The organism is Pseudomonas rosaeacicularis (assembly GCF_057128745.1).
The window spans coordinates 51,646-67,626 of record NZ_JBSKHT010000016.1 but is presented as its reverse complement, the minus strand read 5'-3'; the positions used below and the strand labels follow the sequence as shown (position 1 = coordinate 67,626).

The 15,981-nt window shown below is 58.4% G+C and carries 17 protein-coding genes and 2 pseudogenes; 2 read left to right on the top strand and 17 right to left on the bottom strand.

Going from position 1 to position 15,981, the window contains the following annotated elements:
- Positions 1-113 precede the first annotated feature (113 nt).
- The 5 genes from ACWKWM_RS20730 to ribBA form a co-directional block, all read right to left on the bottom strand.
- Positions 114-1,268, bottom strand: a complete 1,155-nt coding sequence (locus tag ACWKWM_RS20730) for an ABC transporter ATP-binding protein (protein WP_483847927.1) — start codon at positions 1,266-1,268, stop codon at positions 114-116.
- Positions 1,265-2,080: an ABC transporter permease gene (locus ACWKWM_RS20725; RefSeq protein WP_483847926.1), complete on the bottom strand. Its 816-nt coding sequence runs from the start codon at positions 2,078-2,080 to the stop codon at positions 1,265-1,267. The genes ACWKWM_RS20730 and ACWKWM_RS20725 overlap by 4 nt, the downstream gene beginning before the upstream one ends.
- A gap of 6 nt (positions 2,081-2,086) precedes the next feature.
- Complete coding sequence (locus tag ACWKWM_RS20720; RefSeq protein WP_483847925.1) at positions 2,087-3,043, bottom strand: ABC transporter permease; 957 nt, start codon at positions 3,041-3,043, stop codon at positions 2,087-2,089.
- On the bottom strand, positions 3,028-4,053 hold the full coding sequence (locus ACWKWM_RS20715) for an ABC transporter substrate-binding protein (protein ID WP_483847924.1): 1,026 nt from the start codon (positions 4,051-4,053) through the stop codon (positions 3,028-3,030). Before ACWKWM_RS20715 ends, ACWKWM_RS20720 begins: the two co-directional genes overlap by 16 nt.
- 320 nt (positions 4,054-4,373) lie before the next feature.
- Positions 4,374-5,483: a bifunctional 3,4-dihydroxy-2-butanone-4-phosphate synthase/GTP cyclohydrolase II gene (gene ribBA / locus ACWKWM_RS20710; protein WP_483847923.1), complete on the bottom strand. Its 1,110-nt coding sequence runs from the start codon at positions 5,481-5,483 to the stop codon at positions 4,374-4,376.
- Positions 5,484-5,589: 106 nt separating this feature from the next.
- Here ribBA and ACWKWM_RS20705 point away from each other — a divergent pair, with 106 nt between their 5' ends.
- On the top strand, positions 5,590-5,883 hold the full coding sequence (locus tag ACWKWM_RS20705; RefSeq protein WP_483847922.1) for a DUF1330 domain-containing protein: 294 nt from the start codon (positions 5,590-5,592) through the stop codon (positions 5,881-5,883).
- Between the two features lie 140 nt (positions 5,884-6,023).
- Here ACWKWM_RS20705 and ACWKWM_RS20700 read toward each other — a convergent pair whose 3' ends face one another.
- The 8 genes and pseudogenes from ACWKWM_RS20700 to ACWKWM_RS20665 form a co-directional block, all read right to left on the bottom strand.
- Complete coding sequence (locus ACWKWM_RS20700) at positions 6,024-6,587, bottom strand: NUDIX hydrolase (protein WP_483847921.1); 564 nt, start codon at positions 6,585-6,587, stop codon at positions 6,024-6,026.
- 1 nt (position 6,588) lies between these two features.
- The gene (locus ACWKWM_RS20695) at positions 6,589-7,341 is read right to left on the bottom strand and encodes a GntR family transcriptional regulator (protein ID WP_483847920.1); all 753 of its coding nucleotides are present in this window, start codon (positions 7,339-7,341) and stop codon (positions 6,589-6,591) included.
- A 215-nt stretch (positions 7,342-7,556) separates the two neighbouring features.
- A complete protein-coding gene (locus ACWKWM_RS20690; protein WP_483847919.1) occupies positions 7,557-8,042 on the bottom strand; it encodes a flavin reductase family protein in 486 nt (161 codons plus the stop codon).
- A 14-nt stretch (positions 8,043-8,056) separates the two neighbouring features.
- Positions 8,057-9,538 (bottom strand): aldehyde dehydrogenase, encoded by a 1,482-nt coding sequence (locus ACWKWM_RS20685; RefSeq protein WP_483847918.1) that lies wholly within the window; start codon positions 9,536-9,538, stop codon positions 8,057-8,059.
- Positions 9,535-10,368, bottom strand: coding sequence for an alpha/beta fold hydrolase (locus tag ACWKWM_RS20680; protein WP_483847917.1), 834 nt, complete (start codon positions 10,366-10,368; stop codon positions 9,535-9,537). The genes ACWKWM_RS20685 and ACWKWM_RS20680 overlap by 4 nt, the downstream gene beginning before the upstream one ends.
- Before the next feature lie 42 nt (positions 10,369-10,410).
- Positions 10,411-11,001, bottom strand: coding sequence for an amino acid synthesis family protein (locus ACWKWM_RS20675; protein WP_483847916.1), 591 nt, complete (start codon positions 10,999-11,001; stop codon positions 10,411-10,413).
- Positions 11,002-11,181: 180 nt separating this feature from the next.
- Positions 11,182-11,555, bottom strand: a pseudogene (locus tag ACWKWM_RS20670) (transposase); the annotation flags it as partial.
- A gap of 77 nt (positions 11,556-11,632) precedes the next feature.
- On the bottom strand, positions 11,633-12,397 hold the full coding sequence (locus tag ACWKWM_RS20665) for an AraC family transcriptional regulator (protein ID WP_483848042.1): 765 nt from the start codon (positions 12,395-12,397) through the stop codon (positions 11,633-11,635).
- A 121-nt stretch (positions 12,398-12,518) separates the two neighbouring features.
- Between ACWKWM_RS20665 and ACWKWM_RS20660 the strand changes: the two genes are divergently transcribed.
- Complete coding sequence (locus ACWKWM_RS20660; protein WP_483847915.1) at positions 12,519-13,325, top strand: sulfite exporter TauE/SafE family protein; 807 nt, start codon at positions 12,519-12,521, stop codon at positions 13,323-13,325.
- 58 nt (positions 13,326-13,383) lie between these two features.
- Here ACWKWM_RS20660 and ACWKWM_RS20655 read toward each other — a convergent pair.
- The 4 genes and pseudogenes from ACWKWM_RS20655 to ACWKWM_RS20640 form a co-directional block, all read right to left on the bottom strand.
- Positions 13,384-13,735, bottom strand: a pseudogene (locus ACWKWM_RS20655) (transposase); the annotation flags it as partial.
- 87 nt (positions 13,736-13,822) lie between these two features.
- Entirely contained in the window at positions 13,823-14,233 is a 411-nt protein-coding gene (gene fos, locus ACWKWM_RS20650; RefSeq protein WP_483847914.1) for a fosfomycin resistance glutathione transferase, read from the bottom strand.
- Positions 14,234-14,407: 174 nt separating this feature from the next.
- The gene (locus ACWKWM_RS20645) at positions 14,408-14,938 is read right to left on the bottom strand and encodes a hypothetical protein (protein ID WP_483847913.1); all 531 of its coding nucleotides are present in this window, start codon (positions 14,936-14,938) and stop codon (positions 14,408-14,410) included.
- 214 nt (positions 14,939-15,152) lie between these two features.
- Positions 15,153-15,914 carry a bestrophin-like domain gene (locus tag ACWKWM_RS20640; protein WP_483847912.1) on the bottom strand — a complete coding sequence of 254 codons (762 nt, stop codon included), beginning with the start codon at positions 15,912-15,914 and terminating at the stop codon, positions 15,153-15,155.
- Between the last annotated feature and the right edge of the window lie 67 nt (positions 15,915-15,981).

Sequence of the window (15,981 nt, the reverse complement as noted above, 5' to 3'; positions counted from 1 at the left end):
CCATGCCTGGGCTTGCTGCTGCCCGCAGGGCGCACATCAGCAGATTTCCCACCCGGCAGAAACAACAATGCCCTCACAAGGAGGGCATCGTCACGGCTGCAGCCAACGGCGGATCAGTGCGCGCCGGCGGCTTTGTTCAGATCGCTTTCGCTCCAGTGCGTGTAGACGCAGGCGTCGGCGCTTGCCCAGCGTACGCACACCGGGTCGCCGGCTTTCAATGGCATGCCGCTGGCGGACAGTGCCTTGACCGTCATCGCGGTGCTGCTTGACGTCACCACCGCACAGGTCTGGCTTTCGCCTAAAAACAGCACCTCGGTGACCTTCGCCGCCACCTCATTCCAGCCTGTCGCCAGCGGCTGAATGCCCGCTTGGTCAGCACTTAACGCCACCGCTTTCTCCGGACGAATCATCAACAGCACGTCCTGGTCGGTCTGCAGATTGGCGGTCAGTCGAATCGACAACGGCTTGCCCTCGAACGTCGCCACGCCGTTGCCTTGCGCCTTGAGCTTGAGGAAGTTCGAATTGCCAAGAAACGAAGCCACGAAGGCGTTCGGCGGGTTCTGGTACAAGTCATACCCGCTGCCCAGTCCGACGATTTTGCCGTGACTGAAAATCGCGATCCGCTGGGACAAACGCATGGCCTCTTCCTGATCGTGGGTCACGTACACGATGGTGATGCCCAGGCGGCGGTGCAGCTGACGCAGCTCATCCTGCAGGTCTTCGCGCAGCTTTTTGTCGAGGGCGCCGAGCGGTTCGTCCATCAGCAGAATGCGTGGCTCGTACACCAGCGCACGGGCAATGGCGACACGCTGCTGCTGACCGCCCGACAGTTGGGACGGGCGACGATGAGCGAATTGATCGAGCTGAACCAGCTTGAGCATGGCGTCCACGCGCTTCTCGCGTTCGGCCGCGGCCAGCTTGCGGATCGCCAGCGGAAACGCGATGTTGTCGCGCACCGACAGATGCGGGAACAGCGAATACCGCTGAAAGACCATGCCGATGTCACGCTTGTGCGGCGGCACGTTCACCAGCGACTTGCCGTTGACCAGAATCTCCCCGGAAGTGGGGTGCTCGAAACCTGCGAGCATCGACAGCGTGGTGCTTTTGCCCGAGCCGCTGGAGCCGAGGAAGGTCAGGAATTCGCCATCCTGGATGTCCAGGGAAATATCGTCGACGGCCGCGAAGTCGCCGTAGTGCTTGTTCAGGTTGCGCAGGCTGACCAGGGTTCGCTGATCCTGTTGCGCGGGGTCTTTGATCACGGCACTCATGAAGGCATCCTCGCTTCGTTGCGGCGACGCAAGGTCGCGGCGATAAACATGACCAGCATCGACAGGGCGATCAACAGCGTCGACGCGACGGCGATGACCGGGGTGAGATCCTGGCGCAGGGTGGTCCACATTTTGACGGGTAGGGTTTGCAGGTTCGGACTGGCCATCATCACGCTGAGCACGACTTCATCCCACGACACCAGGAACGCAAACAGCGCGCCGGCGACCATGCCCGGACGAATACCTGGAAACGTCACCTTCATCACTGCCTGAATGCGCGAGGCGCCACAGATCACGGCGGCGTCTTCAATGGACTGATCGAACAGCTTCAGCGAGTTGATGATCGAGATGATCGTGAACGGCAGCGCAACGATGACGTGGCTGACCACGAAAGAAAACATCGTGCCGGTCAGGCCGAGCTTGAGAAACAGCGCGTACACCGCGACCGCAATGATCACCAGCGGCACGATCATCGGCAGCGTGAAAATGCCGTACAGAAAATCGCGTCCCGGAAAGCGTCCGCGCACCAGGGCGAAAGCGGTCGGCACACCGAGCGCCACCGCACAGATCGTGGTCAGTACCGCGACTTTGAGGCTGGCGAGCGCCGCATCCATCCACTCCGGATTACTGAAGAATTGCTGGTACCACTTGAGCGTCCAGCCGGGGGGCGGGAACACCAGCCATTGGGACGATCCGAACGACAGCAGCACGATGAACACGATCGGCAGGATCAGGAACAGCGCGATCAGTCCGGTGACCGAATACAGGCCCCAGCGCAGGCGCGGACTCATGGCATTGGGCGTCAGGAGCATGGCGGTTTACCTCGCGGAATTGGCGCCGACCGGGGATTCCGGTTGCAGCTTCAGATAGAAGTAGAACAGCACCAGCGTGATGACGATCAGCAATGCCGCCGCCGCACTCGCCAACCCCCAATTGAGGAATGACTGCACCTGTTGCACGATAAATTCAGGCAGCATCATGTCTTGTGCGCCGCCCAGCAGGGCAGGGGTCACGTAGTACCCCAGCGACATGACGAACACCATCAACCCACCCGAGAACAGACCCGAGCGGCACAGCGGCAGGAACACTTTGAAGAAGTTGGTCCAGGGGCTCGCGCCGCAGATGGAGCCAGCCTGAAGCACCATCGGATCGATCGCCGCCATCGTGGCCTGCAACGGCAGCACGATGAACGGAATCATGATGTAGCTCATGCCGATCACCACGCCGGTCAGGTTGTGCACCATTTCCAGCGGCTGATCGATGATCCCCACTGCCATCAGCGCCTTGTTGATCACGCCCGACGCCTGCAACAGCACCAGCCAGGAGTAGGTGCGCGCCAGCAGACTGGTCCACATCGACAGCAGCACGATGTTGAGCATCCAGCGCCCCCAGCCGCGTGGCACCAGGGTGATCGCCCACGCCAGCGGAAAGCCCAGCAGCAGACTGAACAGCGTCACCAGGCCTGCCACCGAAAAGGTGTTGAACAACACGCGCGCGTAAGCGGAATTGGCGAACAGTTGCTCGTAATTACCAAGCCCCGGCGTCGGCTCGAGCACGCCTCTCAACAGCAGGCCGATCAATGGTGCGAAGAAGAACAGCCCGAGAAAGATCAGCGCAGGCAGCAGATTGCGACTGCCGCGCCAGCGTTGCGACAGCGGCACCGGCAACCGGGTCGTGACGGCTTGAGGGGGTACCGCGCCGGCGGTGCTGGATGCACCCCCGGCAGGGTTGGATTGACGGGCTGTGATGGCCGTCATTTTTATTTGACCAGCCATTCGTTCCACCGTGTCGCGATCGCCGAGCCGTTCTTGGCCCAGTACGCGAAGTCGAGAGTGATTTGATCCTTGGCGTAGGCGGTCGGCAGGTTCGGCGCGAGCGTCGAATCAAGGCGCTGAACGCTGTCAAGGTTGACCGGCGCGTAGGCGGTCAGGCTGGAGAAGTCGGCCTGACCCTTGGCGCTCGACGCTTCAGCGATCAGCTTCATGGCAGCGTCCTTATTCTTCGCGCCTTTGGGCACGACCAGGAAATCGGCCATGACCAGGTTCTGTTTCCAGCTCACGCCAACCGGGGCTGCGTCTTGCTGCAGGGCGTAGACACGACCGTTCCAGAACTGCCCCAGCGAAGCTTCACCCGAGGCCAGCAGTTGCTGCGACTGCGCGCCGCCTCCCCACCAGACGATGTCTTTCTTGATCGTGTCGAGCTTCTTGAACGCGCGGTCGAGGTCCAGCGGATAGAGCTTGTCGGCAGGCACGCCATCGGCCAGCAACGCAAGTTCGAGCACGCCAGGGCTTGGCCATTTGTACAGCGCGCGTTTGCCGGGATAGGTTTTGGTGTCGAAGAGGGCGGACCAGTCTTCAGGCTTGGCTTTGCCCAGCTTGCTTTCGTTGTATCCGAGTACGAACGAAAAGAAGAAGGAGCCGACGCCATGGTCGGACACGAAGCGAGGGTCGAGGCGATCTTTTTTGATCACGCTGAAGTCGAGGGGTTCGAGCAGGCCTTCGCTCGCGGCGCGCAAGGCAAAGTCGGCTTCAACATCGACCACGTCCCACTGCACGTTGCCGCTTTCAACCATCGCCTTGAGTTTGCCGTAGTCGGTCGGACCGTCCTGGACCACTGCGATGCCCGACGCTTTGGTGAAAGGTGCCGCCCACGCCTGCTTCTGCGCATCCTGGGTCGAACCGCCCCAGCTGACGAAGTTGACGCTGTCAGCGGCGATCGCCGCGTGACATGAGAGCGCTAATACACCCGCTGTCAGAACCGCTGTTGCACGTTGAATCAACACCATTTTCACGCCCTCATTTGTTGTGTTTTTGAGCGGGCTGCAATTGCCCGCCTGTCGGGAGCAGTGGGTCCTTGACGCAATCGTCGGGACCATGAAAAACGGGGCCGGTCAGGAGCTGTTGTTTGTGCTGTCCCTCACGGGCGCACCTGACTGAAAATTGCTCGGCCTACGGAATGTCATATTATGGTATTCCAAACTTTCTGCAAGCACTTTGCCGCTTGAGAATGTCTCGAATCCTGAATTTCTTATCTGTTAAAGCCCAACGTTTACGGGGTGAAAGCTGGATTGGCCGGCGAATCGTCCACTCGGCCATACGCGGTTCTTCACCCTGAAAACGGAATGCTTTCAACCACTTCCAGATCATATCCAGTCAGTCCCGCGTACTTGAGCGGCGGCCCCAGATGGCGCAATTTCCCGACGCTAATGTCTTGCAGGATCTGCGCCCCGGTGCCGACTTCGGAATAAATCCGCGACTGAGAGCGGGTGTACTGGCGAGGCGGTTTGGTGAGCTGTGGAATGCGTTCAAGCAGCGCCTGGGACGATTCATGATTGGCGAGCACCACCACCACCCCGCAGCCTTCTTCGGCGACCTTTTGCAGTGCAGCCCACAGCGTCCAGTTGGCCGGGCCGCTGTATTCGGCGCCCACCAGATCACGCAGGGGATCGACCACATGCACGCGCACCAACGTGGCTTTTTCGCGATGGATATCGCCCATGACCATAGCCATATGGACGCCGCCTTCGATGCGATCTTCGTAGCTGATCAGACGGAAGGTGCCGTGTACCGTCGGCAGTTCTCGTTCGCCGATGCGAACAATGGTGTGCTCGGTGCTCAGACGGTAGTGGATCAGGTCAGCGATGGTGCCGATGCGGATACCGTGTCTGGCAGCGAACACTTCCAGGTCCGGGCGCCGGGCCATGGTGCCGTCGTCATTCATGACTTCGACGATGACCGATGCGGGGGAAAAGCCGGCCAGCCGGGCCAGGTCGCAGCCGGCTTCGGTATGACCGGCGCGGGTCAACACGCCGCCTTCACGGGCGCGCAACGGAAAGATGTGGCCGGGCTGAACCAGATCGTCGGCGCACGCATCAGCGGCGACGGCAGCTTCGACAGTGCGGGCCCGGTCGGCGGCCGATATGCCGGTCGTGACGCCGCTGGCCGCTTCGATAGAGACGGTGAACGCGGTGGCGAACACGCTGCCATTGCTCGGGACCATCTGTTCCAGACCCAGGCGCTGGCAATGCTCATCGGTGAGCGTCAGGCAAATCAGGCCGCGCGCTTCACACGCCATGAAGCTGATGGCCTGAGCTGTGCATCGATCTGCGGCGAGCAACAGGTCACCTTCGTTTTCTCGGTCTTCGTCATCGACCAGCAAAACCATCTTGCCTTGGCGGTAGTCTTCGATGATGTCTTCGATGCGGTCGAACGCCATGCGCGGGATCTCGGTGTCGTGGAATTAAAATCGTGGTATACCATAAGACAGAATATTTCACAGATTCGTCCTTTTTGAAACACCCTTGTCAAACGGAGAGATCGCGATGAAAGCCTATTGGATTGCCCACGTAGACGTGACGGACCCTCAGCAGTACAGCGAATACACCCAGCGCGGGCCGGCGGCGTTCAAGCTGTACGGCGGAAAATTCCTCGCCCGGGGCGGTCGCTCCGAGGCACTGGAAGGTCGTGAAACGCCCCAGCGCACAGTGATCATCGAGTTTGAGTCGTATGAGCAGGCAGTTGCCTGTTACCGCTCGCCCCAATATCAGGAAGCGATGAGCCATCGACAAGGAGCCGCGCAGGCGCAGATCGTGATTGTGGAGGGGTTTGAAGGGTAGGGAGGGCGCACGATTCCCACGGGAAACGCGGAATCTGTAGGAGCGAACTTGTTCGCGAGGCCGTGTGCAGGAAGCCCTGAATCAAGCCTCGCCGACAAGTTGTCTGCTACAGGAGCAACGCGTGTATTCAGCATTCCGGCTCAGCGAATGAAATGCACTTTTCCGGTGTCGTCGTTGCCGACGTAGAGGCCATACACCCCGGCCTGGCGCTCGATGATGTAGCGTTCGAGGATTTGCCTGATGGCGGGGTAGTAGATCTCGTCCCATGGGATGTCTTCAGGGGCGAAGAAGCGACAGTCGAGGGTTTCAGGACCGAACTGCCCGGTGTTCTCGAGGGCGATCGCGCGGAACACGATGTACACCTCGCTGATCTGCGGCACGCTGAAGATCGAATAGGGCGAGATGATCTCGGCTCTAACGCCGCTTTCTTCCCAGACCTCACGCAGCGCCGCCTGCTCGGTGGTCTCGCCGCTTTCCATGAAGCCGGCCGGCAAGGTCCAGGTGCCGGGACGCGGCGGGATTGCACGCTGGCACAGCAGATATTTGCCTTCCTGCTCAAGGATGCAGCCGGCGATGATCTTCGGATTGACGTAATGGACGTAGTGACAGCCTGCGCACATCAGCCGCTCATGGGTATCGCCGGTTGGCACGCACTGACTCAGGTCAGTGCTGCCACATTGCGGACAAAAGCGCGGAAGAGGCATGTCAACGTCCTATGCGGGGTTCCTTCAGGGCTACCGGAACGACGATGTCGCGGGCCTTGCTGCCATCGTCCTGTTTGGATTTCAGGTAATCCATCGCCACCTTCGCGGCATTGCGCACATGGTCAACCGACGCCTGGTGTGCCGCCAGCGGATCGCCGCTCTTGATCGCCGCGACGATTTTTTCCATTTCCTGATTGCTCGCGCCGCGACGGTTCTCCTGGGAAACGGAGGTCGCGCGCAAGTAGCTGATACGGGCTTGCAACTGGCGCAACTGGGTCGCGGCGATGTGGTTGCCCGAACCCTCCAGCAGCACGTCGTAAAAACCCTGGACCGAATCCAGCACCTGCTGCAGTTCGCCTTCCGCGAGCGCCTTGCGGTTCTCTTCGAGGGCTTTTTCCAGGGCACGAATGTCTTTGGCCTTGGCGCGCAGAGTGAACAGCTGAACGATTAATCCTTCCAGCACGCAGCGCAGTTCATAGATGTCGCAGGCGTCTTCGAGGGTGATGATGGCGACGCTTGGGCCTTTGGCGTCGGCGAATTCCACCAGCCCTTCGGACTCCAGGTGGCGCAGCGCTTCACGCACCGAGGTACGGCTGACACCGAGGCGTTCGCACAGGTCACGTTCGACCAGACGATCACCGGGCATGAGCTGGAAGTTCATGATCGCGCTGCGCAGTTTGTCCAGCACGATTTCCCGCAGGGTGATGGGGTTGCGATTGACCTTGAAGCTGTCGTCGAGTGGCAGGCGTTTCATGGGGTCCGCTCTGAAAGTGGGTGTCCGGACAGCAAAAACGGCTCGGGCAGCAAGTCCGCAGTCATGTCAGACAGCCAACGGGTTGGCTGGGGCCGGCCCGTTGGAGGGCCGGGCCGAAATTGTGCCGGAGTTTATCATGCCGTTTGCTCCCCACCACCCGGCGCGCCTGGAAGGTCCCGCGCCGGAGTTAAAGACAGCTCTCGCCGCAGGTTGCGTCAGGCAAATACCGGCAAGGGCCCCAGTTTTCCCAAGTGATAGACCATCGGTGTGACAGGCTCGGCGGGCAGGATCAGGTTGCGCACCTCGCCAACGATGATCGCGTGGTCGCCGCCGTCGTATTCACGCCACAGCTCGCACTCGATGATCGCCGTCGCATTGTTCAGCAGCGGGTTGCCCAGCTCGCTCAGATGCCACTCGATGCCTTTGGCCTTGTCCTTGCCTTTGCCGGCGAAGGCGTAGGCGTAGGCTTTCTGGTCTGCGGACAGCAAATGGATCGCAAAGCGTTTGCTGTCGCGCAGGATCGGGTAGGTGTCCGACGCGTAGTTGGGGCAGAACAGCACCAGCGCGGGGTCGATGGACAGCGCACTGAATGCGCTGGCCGTGATGCCGACGAGGGCGCCGTCCGGATCCAGCGTGGTGACCACAGTGACGCCGGAGGGAAAGGACGCCATGACGTCTTTGTAAATCCCGGGTTCGATCATTTCAGCAGCCTCGTTTAACGCATCACGAAAGGGTCGGGCATCGGTTCTTGCGAAAGGTTGATCCACACCGTTTTCAGCTCGGTATAGGCCAGCACCGAATCGATGCCACTCTCGCGACCGTAGCCGCTGTTCTTGAAACCGCCGATGGGCGCCATGGCCGAGACCGCGCGGTAGGTGTTGACCCAGATGATCCCGGAGCGAACGTCGCGCGCCAGACGGTGCGCGCGCCCCAGATCGCGAGTCCAGATGCCGGCTGCCAGGCCAAACTGCGAGTCATTGGCGATGGCCAGCGCATGGGCCTCGTCCTTGAAACGGATGACCGAGGCCACGGGCCCGAAGACCTCTTCCTGCATGATCTTCATCGAATTGCGGTCGCACTCCAACAACGTCGGCTCGTAATACCAGCCTTCGCTGTCCAGCTGCGCACGTTTGCCACCGGTGCGCAAGCGCGCGCCTTCAGCCAGTGCGTCAGCGACCAGGCCTTCGACCACCTCCAATTGCTGGGCAGTGGCCATCGGGCCCATTTCGCTGGTTTCATCCTGCGGGTTGCCGATGCGGATGCGTTGCGCGCGTTGAACCAGGCGTTCGACGAATTCGTCGTAGATTTCATCCTGTACCAGCAACCGCGAGCCCGATACGCAGCTCTGGCCGGAGGCCGCGTAGATGCCGGCGATGGCGCCATTGATCGCGCTGTCGAGGTCGGCGTCGGCAAAAATGATGTTTGGCGACTTGCCCCCCAGTTCCAGCGACAGTCTGGCGAAGTTTTCGGCGCTGCTGCGCACCACATGGCGAGCGGTCGTCGCGCCGCCGGTGAAGGCAATCTTGCGCACCAGTGGATGGCGGGTGAGGGCGGCGCCGGTGCTTGGACCGTAACCGGTGACCACGTTGACGACGCCCGGCGGAATGCCTGCTTCCAGTGCCAGGCGCGCCAGTTCAAGCACGGTGGCGGAGGCATGTTCCGAAGGCTTGAGCACGATGGTATTGCCGGCGGCCAGGGCTGGCGCGAGCTTGATCGCGGTCAGGTAAAGCGGGCTGTTCCAGGGAATGATCCCGGCCACCACACCCATCGGTTCGTGCACGGTGTAGGCAAACAGGTCGGGCTTGTCCAGGGGCAGCGTGCCGCCTTCGAGCTTGTCGGCCAGGCCAGCGGTGTAGTGGAAGAACTCCGGCAAGTAGCTCACCTGGCCGCGGGTTTCGCGAATCAGTTTACCGTTGTCGCGGCTTTCCAGCTGCGCGAGCTGTTCTTTGTTTTCAGCAATAAGGTCACCCAGCCGGCGCAGCAGTTTGCCGCGTGCGGTCGCCGTGAGCTTGCGCCAGGCCGGGTTTTCGAAAGCCTTTTGCGCGGCCTGAACGGCGCGATCGACATCCGCTTCGTCGGCATCCGGCAGTTCGGCCCAAGGCTTTGCCAGTGCTGGATTGAGGCTTTCGAAGGTCTTGCCTGAAAGCGCATCGACCCATTGGCCATCGATGCACATCTGGAATCGGGTGAGCGTCATGCAACGATCTCCTTTGCCGGGTTGTGTTGAGACTGCGCTCTGCGAAGGAAGTCCAGCAGCACCTGGTTGACCAGTCGCGGCGACTCCACCGGCATCATATGCCGCTGCTCGGGAAGTATCGCCACTTCGGCGCCATGAATGCGCATCGCCAACTGACGCGCCATGTCCGGCGTAGAACCCGGATCAAGCTCGCCGGTGGCAATCAGCGTCGGCGCCTGAATCTCGCCCAGGTCGTCGGCGCGGTACATGTCCTGCGTGGCGAACAGCTTGTAAGTGGTCAGGTAACCCTGAGGATCGTTGCTCGCGAGAATCTGCCGGATCGCCGCAATCTGAGCTGGGTTCGCGGCTTGATATTCGCGACTGAACCATCGGGTCAGCGCCTCGGCTGCATTGGCGTCCGGACCATGCTCCGCCGCCTGGCTGGTGCGGGCGATGACGCTCGCACGTTGCTCGGCGCTGCGGTTGAAGACGCTGTTGAGAACGACCATGCCGGACAAATGCTCCGGGAAGTGCAGGGCAAATGCCCGCGCCACCAGGCCGCCCATGGAAAAACCGATCACCGTGGCGCTTGGCACGCCCAGGTGTTCCAGCAGTTCGCGCAGTTGCTCGGCATAGCCCGACAATCCGGTGTCCGGGTCAGGGCGCGGACTGGCTCCATGCCCCAACATGTCATAGGCAACGACACGATAGTGCGGGGACAAACCGACGATTTGTCCGCCCCACATCTCTTTGTTCAAACCGACCCCGTGGATCAATACCACGGGGTGGCCTTGGCCGGTCGCCAGGTAACTGGTGCCGGCCGGGGTGAGTTCAGCGGTGAGCCGAATCATGGAGCGCTCCTGCACAGGCCTTATTAGTATTCAGGACGACAATTACTGCGCTTTTTCAGCGGCCAGTTCTTCCAGGTCCATGTAGCGATTGCCAATGCGCGGGTGCAGACGGCCGCCGTTGGCAGCACCGAGCACCACGACGATTTCGTCGGCGCGCGGCGAGTCTTCGATCTGCATTTCCAGCGTGATGTAGTGCGAGCGCAGGCCTTCATCGTCCTTGTTCATCATAGGGATCTGGATCGAGGTGCCCGGTCCGCCGCGCTTGTTGGTAAAGCTCAGGTAGCTCTTGGCCTTGACCGCCTCACGGTAGTGGTTGCCAAAGCGCAGGGTATGAATCACCGCCGAGGCGTGTTCGATTTCACCGTCCGCACCCACGACTGCCGCCTTGCCGTAGGCTTGGATCTTGTCGGCGCCACCGATGAGAGCAGCGAGGCGCTCAACCATCAGCGCACCCAGCTCAGAGCAATTGGCGCGAATTTCAGGTTTCAGGTCGTCAACGAAACCGCGACCGTGCCACGGGTTCTTGATGACGGCAGCAAGGCCGACCATGGTCACTGGCGTATCCGTAGGCTTGCCGCCTTCGATCAGGGTTTCTTCGATGTAGCTGACGATTTTACGAATTTCGAAACTCATGAGGTGCTCCCAGGGTTCTTCATCAGAGTGTGCGTGGGTTTGTACTTGGTCTGATGGTATACCATAAGATTGGGCCTGCAAATGTTTTGTGCACTCTGCCCAAAGAATTGGATGTAAAGCGGTCGAAACACTGCTTTTTAGCGGGGGGGCGGCGGGGGCTGTAGTCTTGGTTTGTTGCCGCTAACCGATTGTGCAGGGTTGAAACGTCATGTGGTCGGAGCAGGGGTCCAACGAGGGCAAGTGCGAGTGCGTGTATACGTGCATCGTTTCGCAATTTGCGATGAGATGAGTAGCCGCTATCGTGAACTCATCGGTCTCGCCATTCATGCCTCGTAGTCGCAAGCGATCCAGTTTCAACATCCGCTTGAGAAAAGCTAACAACATTTCGACCTTCTCGCGTTAATGGCGAGACTGCACATATCCCGGCGTCCGCGCGATGCGGCGCGCCACATGACGAGCCGCTTCTGAGCGTTGCGGGCGATCTTACGAAACGCAATGTTCGGGCAGCACTTGGCTTTCATCGGACACGTCGCGCAGTCGGTTTTACATCCACGATCACGCCATGCTCAGAGGTTGCCGGTTTAACTACGCAAGGCGTTACGGTCGGACGTAGATTGTGCCGACGACCGAATTAATTGATGAGATACACCGAAGGTGTCTGACCCAATACTCGGCGAAACATGGTCGCGAACGCAGCGGAGCTTTCATACCCCATTTCTAGGGCAACGGTGGTCACACTGTGGCCGGCGGCCAGTCGTGAAAGTGCCAGAACGACGCATGCTCGTTGACGCCATTGCCCAAAGCTAAGGCCTGTTTGCTCTCGAAAACGGCGAGTGAATGTCCGCACACTTATGAATAACGAATCAGCCAATTGTTGGGCAGACAGGTTGATATCCGGCGCCATCAGGAAGGTTTTACAGCTAGCCAGTAACCGCTCATTGGTTGGCATAGGAATATGCAAAGGGAGTTCGTTTGCGCGTCTTATTTCGTGCAACAGAAGACTGATCAGCACGCCGTCTCGACCCTCATCTTCGTACTTCAAAGGCAAATCCACGGCTTCCTGAAGCAGATGGCGCATCAATGCGCTCACCTCAATCACTTGGCATTGCTGTTGATTGATCGGGGATCGGTCGGGCTCGATGTACAAACTGTGAGTCCTGACACCAAGAAAGAGCACTTCGTGGGATACCTGCGGCGGAATCCAGACCGCGCGTTGTGGCGGCACGACCCATGTACCAAGGCTCGTAGTTACCTGCATGACGCCTTTCGATCCATACAGCAATTGAGAACGCCGATGGCTGTGCATCGGTAGGCGATACCCATGTTCATAGTCTGTGCTGATAGCCACGACGTTACGAGGGGTGGAATCCAGAGTAGCGATGGAAGCATTGTGCATCGTGATGATCCATGAGGCTTTGGCCGGAACGAAAACACGGTTGGCTTGTTCGCTAAGGTCGTCCAGGCGCCGCATCAATAAGATGCCTGCTGAATAATCGTAGAGCAATGGAAGATACTGGATGAGCCTTTTGATCCTCGCAGCCTTTGGCTGCCTGACTGGAGTGACGACTGTGCTGTTCGGGTTCGGCGGCGGCTTTGTGGTCGTGCCGCTGGTCTATCACGTGTTGATTTCCGGTCACAGTCCCGGCGAGCCCGGTTATGACTCTGCGATGCAAATTGCGGTCGCTACTTCAACTGCTGTCATGGTGATCAACGCATCGACAGCAACGTTCAAACAGCATCGGGCTGCAAAACTTGTTCGTGGCTACATCTGGCCGCTGGCAGGTTACATCGCACTTGGTTCGGTCGCTGGAGCAGTGCTGACCAGTGCAATGAGCAGTAACTCAGTCCGGGTAGCGTTCGTGGTTTACCTGTGGCTGACCATCGCTGACTGCCTGTTTCGCGAGGGGTTTATAAAGAGCTCAGGTCACACCAAAAGCATTGTCCGTGCGATACCTATCAAGGGTTTCACGATAGGAACGGTTGCTACTCTGCTGGGTGTAGGGGGCAGCGTTATGACCGTGCCGTTAATGCGCAGAGCCGGTTTGAGCATGGCTCAATCATCGGCACTGGCGAACCCCTTGAGCCTGCCAGTAGCGCTAGTAGGGTCGCTGATGTACGGAGTCAGCGGGCAGCTCGATACGGCGGGTATAAATAACGGTTTTCTGGGATACATCTACCTCCCCGCATTTGGTTTATTGACCGTCGGTTCGTTGATCGGTGTTCGCCTGACAATCCCTCTTGCAGGTCGTATCCCGGACAACCTTCATGCACGCATTTACGTTGCGCTGCTCATACTTGTGTTGATAGCGCTTGGTATCAATTAGCTAACGACTGAAAAAACTGGCTTGCGACACAAGGGTAAATGACTTTGCCGGACGTTTAACCATGCTCTACATCAGTCAGGTAGTTCGTGGAATAAGCGAAAAACGCTGGGCCTCCCTGGGCGGCCCTCCAACGGGCTAGAGGATCAGTCAGCGATAAGCGCTCGGGAAGTACTTCAGCCAGCGCCTCCTCATCGAGTTCTTCGAGGTACTCACGACCAGCATGCGGATCATCCACTCGGGATCAATAGAAGGACGGCCAATTGGGCTATAGAAATCGGTGAGGTGATGGTGTAGGTCCCTAAGGTCGAGACACCGATCAATGCTGCGCAGCAGATGATTTTTAAGATGTGATGCTCAATGTTGAATGAGTAAAACAGCCGATCCTGCCTACTCGATGACTGTCCCATCATGCTGCTTACTCTTGCGCTGGCCGATGTGTAGATTTTTCCGCAAGCCGGGCAGGAGAGCTACTTATTAGATAAGTCGGTCAAAAAGAATCAGTCAAAGAACTCCATACCTGCGTAAGGCTGGCGCCGACATTGATCAAGCCGCGAAGCCAGACTGCCAACATGCAACTCCAGTCGGTGTTTGTCGGGGTCAGAGAAATAAAACGAGTCACCCTCGCTCGAATTGGTTTTCCATTCGATAGCATTCCGTGACCGCAAGGAAGAAGTGATGCCTGCAAATTCGCTTTGCCCTACTGTAAAAGCATAGTGCGTGTAATCCGGGTGTTTTTCCGAAACGCGTTTCTCGTCGAGCGCCAAGCAGAGCCAGAGATCGCCTACGGTAAGATAGGCCCCCGTTTCCCAGCGCGCAGCCAATCTAAAACCGAGTAATTCCACATAAAATTCGACACTGCGAGGAAGGTTAGCAGTTGCCAAAGTAAGGTGATTCAAGCCAGTCAGCATGAGCAGCCATCCATAACACGTCCATGAAGAGGCTTGAGGATACCCATGTCGACCTTTTCAACACAATCGGCCGAAAGCGGACGTTTGTGACTGGCCCATAGCGATTCCTTTTAGCTTGGAATCTCCCGGCAACTGAACGACTACGTTGATGGCACTGTCTCGTGCATTCGATTATCAGGGCTCATCCGAGATATCGGCGCCTTTTACAGGCAGGGGGCCAATAAACATTCGTTTCAGGCGCTCACGGCCGATGACACGTGCCAGTTCTGCGATGACGCAATACATGAGTATCAGCGTGATCAGCAAGATCTGAACGGCCCAGAAACGAGGCCAGTTCATCGATGACCACAGCAGCGCGTTCGCCTCGAGAAAACCAGAGGCCTCTTTCCACTGGTCGTAGAGTCGCTCCAGGTAATGAACAACGAGCGCAACAAAGGCATAGATGAGTGTTTTCCAGGCGACGTTCCAGATCAGCGGCTTATCGGGAAATCGATTGATGAATGGCAGCATATCGGCAACCAATACAGACTTGCCCAATATCAGAGCAGCGATCAGGACTGACGTTGATACAGGCAAGTCTACCCCCGAGCCCTTGACCATGAGCGCGCGAATCAGGGCCACAATGTGCAAAATAACGAAGAAAAAAACGGTCGGCGGAAGCACCTTCATGAATTCATGTTTGATTTTGAGCATAACTGTTTTCATTGGGGCATCCTTAGAGCGTCACACCCTTCGCATGTAGTGTATTCAAATCCTGATGGCCACCCTGACGAGAACCCGAGGTAGGGGAAGCTATTTATACAATGCTTGTTATGCATTGACTGTGTCCCTTGCCCAGCCCGTGATAGCGATGTCAGGGGCGCTACTTTCCGGTCCTGCGTACGAACGCCTAAAGCGAGTCGAAGCGCTCAATCCAAAGTCACTGGCCCATACGTTCGAGCGTATCTCGCATTGGCTCAACTGAGACCTTAACAAAGCCGTCAAGGGGCCTGCTTAGCTCTTCAATCATCAACACAGCGGCCGAACTGCTGAGTGCGCACATCATCAGAGCCCCAATCACCGTGCCGTTAGCTTTAGCAAAAAGGCCAAAGCATCCGAAAATAATCGAAAGCCAGGCCACCAGCACTAGCAACAGAGTCAGCGGGATTGAACCGTGTGCCTGCAAAAGTGTGAGCCAGCGTGCCGCGAAAATCTCGTCAACGAGTTGCAATGACTGTGCTTTAGCCGCCTGCTGAGTATCGTCGGCAGGGGTGAGCGCCTGAATGCTGCTTTGCAGGCCTTCCGAGCGTGCAATCGCTTGCGCTCCATTCAATTGGGACAGTCTTGCACTGTCGCCTGACTCCAGGCTTTCTACGGCTTGAGCGTAATTGTGCTTGAGCGCTACGCGGATGACGTCGGTCTGGGGCCCATACCGAGCGAGATCTCGATCAAGCTGAATGACTAATGCAGCGTTTTGGACCAGTTCATTGCTAGCGGTGTCGTAAGTGTTCTTTGCCGACGAGATCAACAGTCCCAAAACCAGTGCAGCCAGCGTAGCGATCAGCCCAGTGGCCAGCTTCACGACACCGATCGAATCGTCGCTCAAATGATGGTCCGGCAATTTTTCTCGCACGTACAGGCCTAGAAGGGCGCTGCCAAAGACACATATGAATACAGCTGCAGCAATCGCCAAATGAGACAAGTCTATTTCCTCAGGTCACTGTCACGTTTGCAAAAGGTCGACGGGAGAGTGACATTATTGTGGAGGG

What these genes read in the sequence shown, in the direction of transcription:
- ACWKWM_RS20730 (WP_483847927.1), bottom strand. Translation starts at nt 1,268, where the DNA reads ATGAGTGCCGTGATCAAAGACCCCGCGCAACAGGATCAGCGAACCCTG.
- ACWKWM_RS20725 (WP_483847926.1), bottom strand. Translation starts at nt 2,080, where the DNA reads ATGCTCCTGACGCCCAATGCCATGAGTCCGCGCCTGCGCTGGGGCCTG.
- ACWKWM_RS20720 (WP_483847925.1), bottom strand. Translation starts at nt 3,043, where the DNA reads ATGGCTGGTCAAATAAAAATGACGGCCATCACAGCCCGTCAATCCAAC.
- ACWKWM_RS20715 (WP_483847924.1), bottom strand. Translation starts at nt 4,053, where the DNA reads ATGGTGTTGATTCAACGTGCAACAGCGGTTCTGACAGCGGGTGTATTA.
- ribBA (WP_483847923.1), bottom strand. Translation starts at nt 5,483, where the DNA reads ATGGCGTTCGACCGCATCGAAGACATCATCGAAGACTACCGCCAAGGC.
- ACWKWM_RS20705 (WP_483847922.1), top strand. Translation starts at nt 5,590, where the DNA reads ATGAAAGCCTATTGGATTGCCCACGTAGACGTGACGGACCCTCAGCAG.
- ACWKWM_RS20700 (WP_483847921.1), bottom strand. Translation starts at nt 6,587, where the DNA reads ATGCCTCTTCCGCGCTTTTGTCCGCAATGTGGCAGCACTGACCTGAGT.
- ACWKWM_RS20695 (WP_483847920.1), bottom strand. Translation starts at nt 7,341, where the DNA reads ATGAAACGCCTGCCACTCGACGACAGCTTCAAGGTCAATCGCAACCCC.
- ACWKWM_RS20690 (WP_483847919.1), bottom strand. Translation starts at nt 8,042, where the DNA reads ATGATCGAACCCGGGATTTACAAAGACGTCATGGCGTCCTTTCCCTCC.
- ACWKWM_RS20685 (WP_483847918.1), bottom strand. Translation starts at nt 9,538, where the DNA reads ATGACGCTCACCCGATTCCAGATGTGCATCGATGGCCAATGGGTCGAT.
- ACWKWM_RS20680 (WP_483847917.1), bottom strand. Translation starts at nt 10,368, where the DNA reads ATGATTCGGCTCACCGCTGAACTCACCCCGGCCGGCACCAGTTACCTG.
- ACWKWM_RS20675 (WP_483847916.1), bottom strand. Translation starts at nt 11,001, where the DNA reads ATGAGTTTCGAAATTCGTAAAATCGTCAGCTACATCGAAGAAACCCTG.
- ACWKWM_RS20665 (WP_483848042.1), bottom strand. Translation starts at nt 12,397, where the DNA reads ATGCACAATGCTTCCATCGCTACTCTGGATTCCACCCCTCGTAACGTC.
- ACWKWM_RS20660 (WP_483847915.1), top strand. Translation starts at nt 12,519, where the DNA reads ATGAGCCTTTTGATCCTCGCAGCCTTTGGCTGCCTGACTGGAGTGACG.
- fos (WP_483847914.1), bottom strand. Translation starts at nt 14,233, where the DNA reads ATGCTGACTGGCTTGAATCACCTTACTTTGGCAACTGCTAACCTTCCT.
- ACWKWM_RS20645 (WP_483847913.1), bottom strand. Translation starts at nt 14,938, where the DNA reads ATGAAAACAGTTATGCTCAAAATCAAACATGAATTCATGAAGGTGCTT.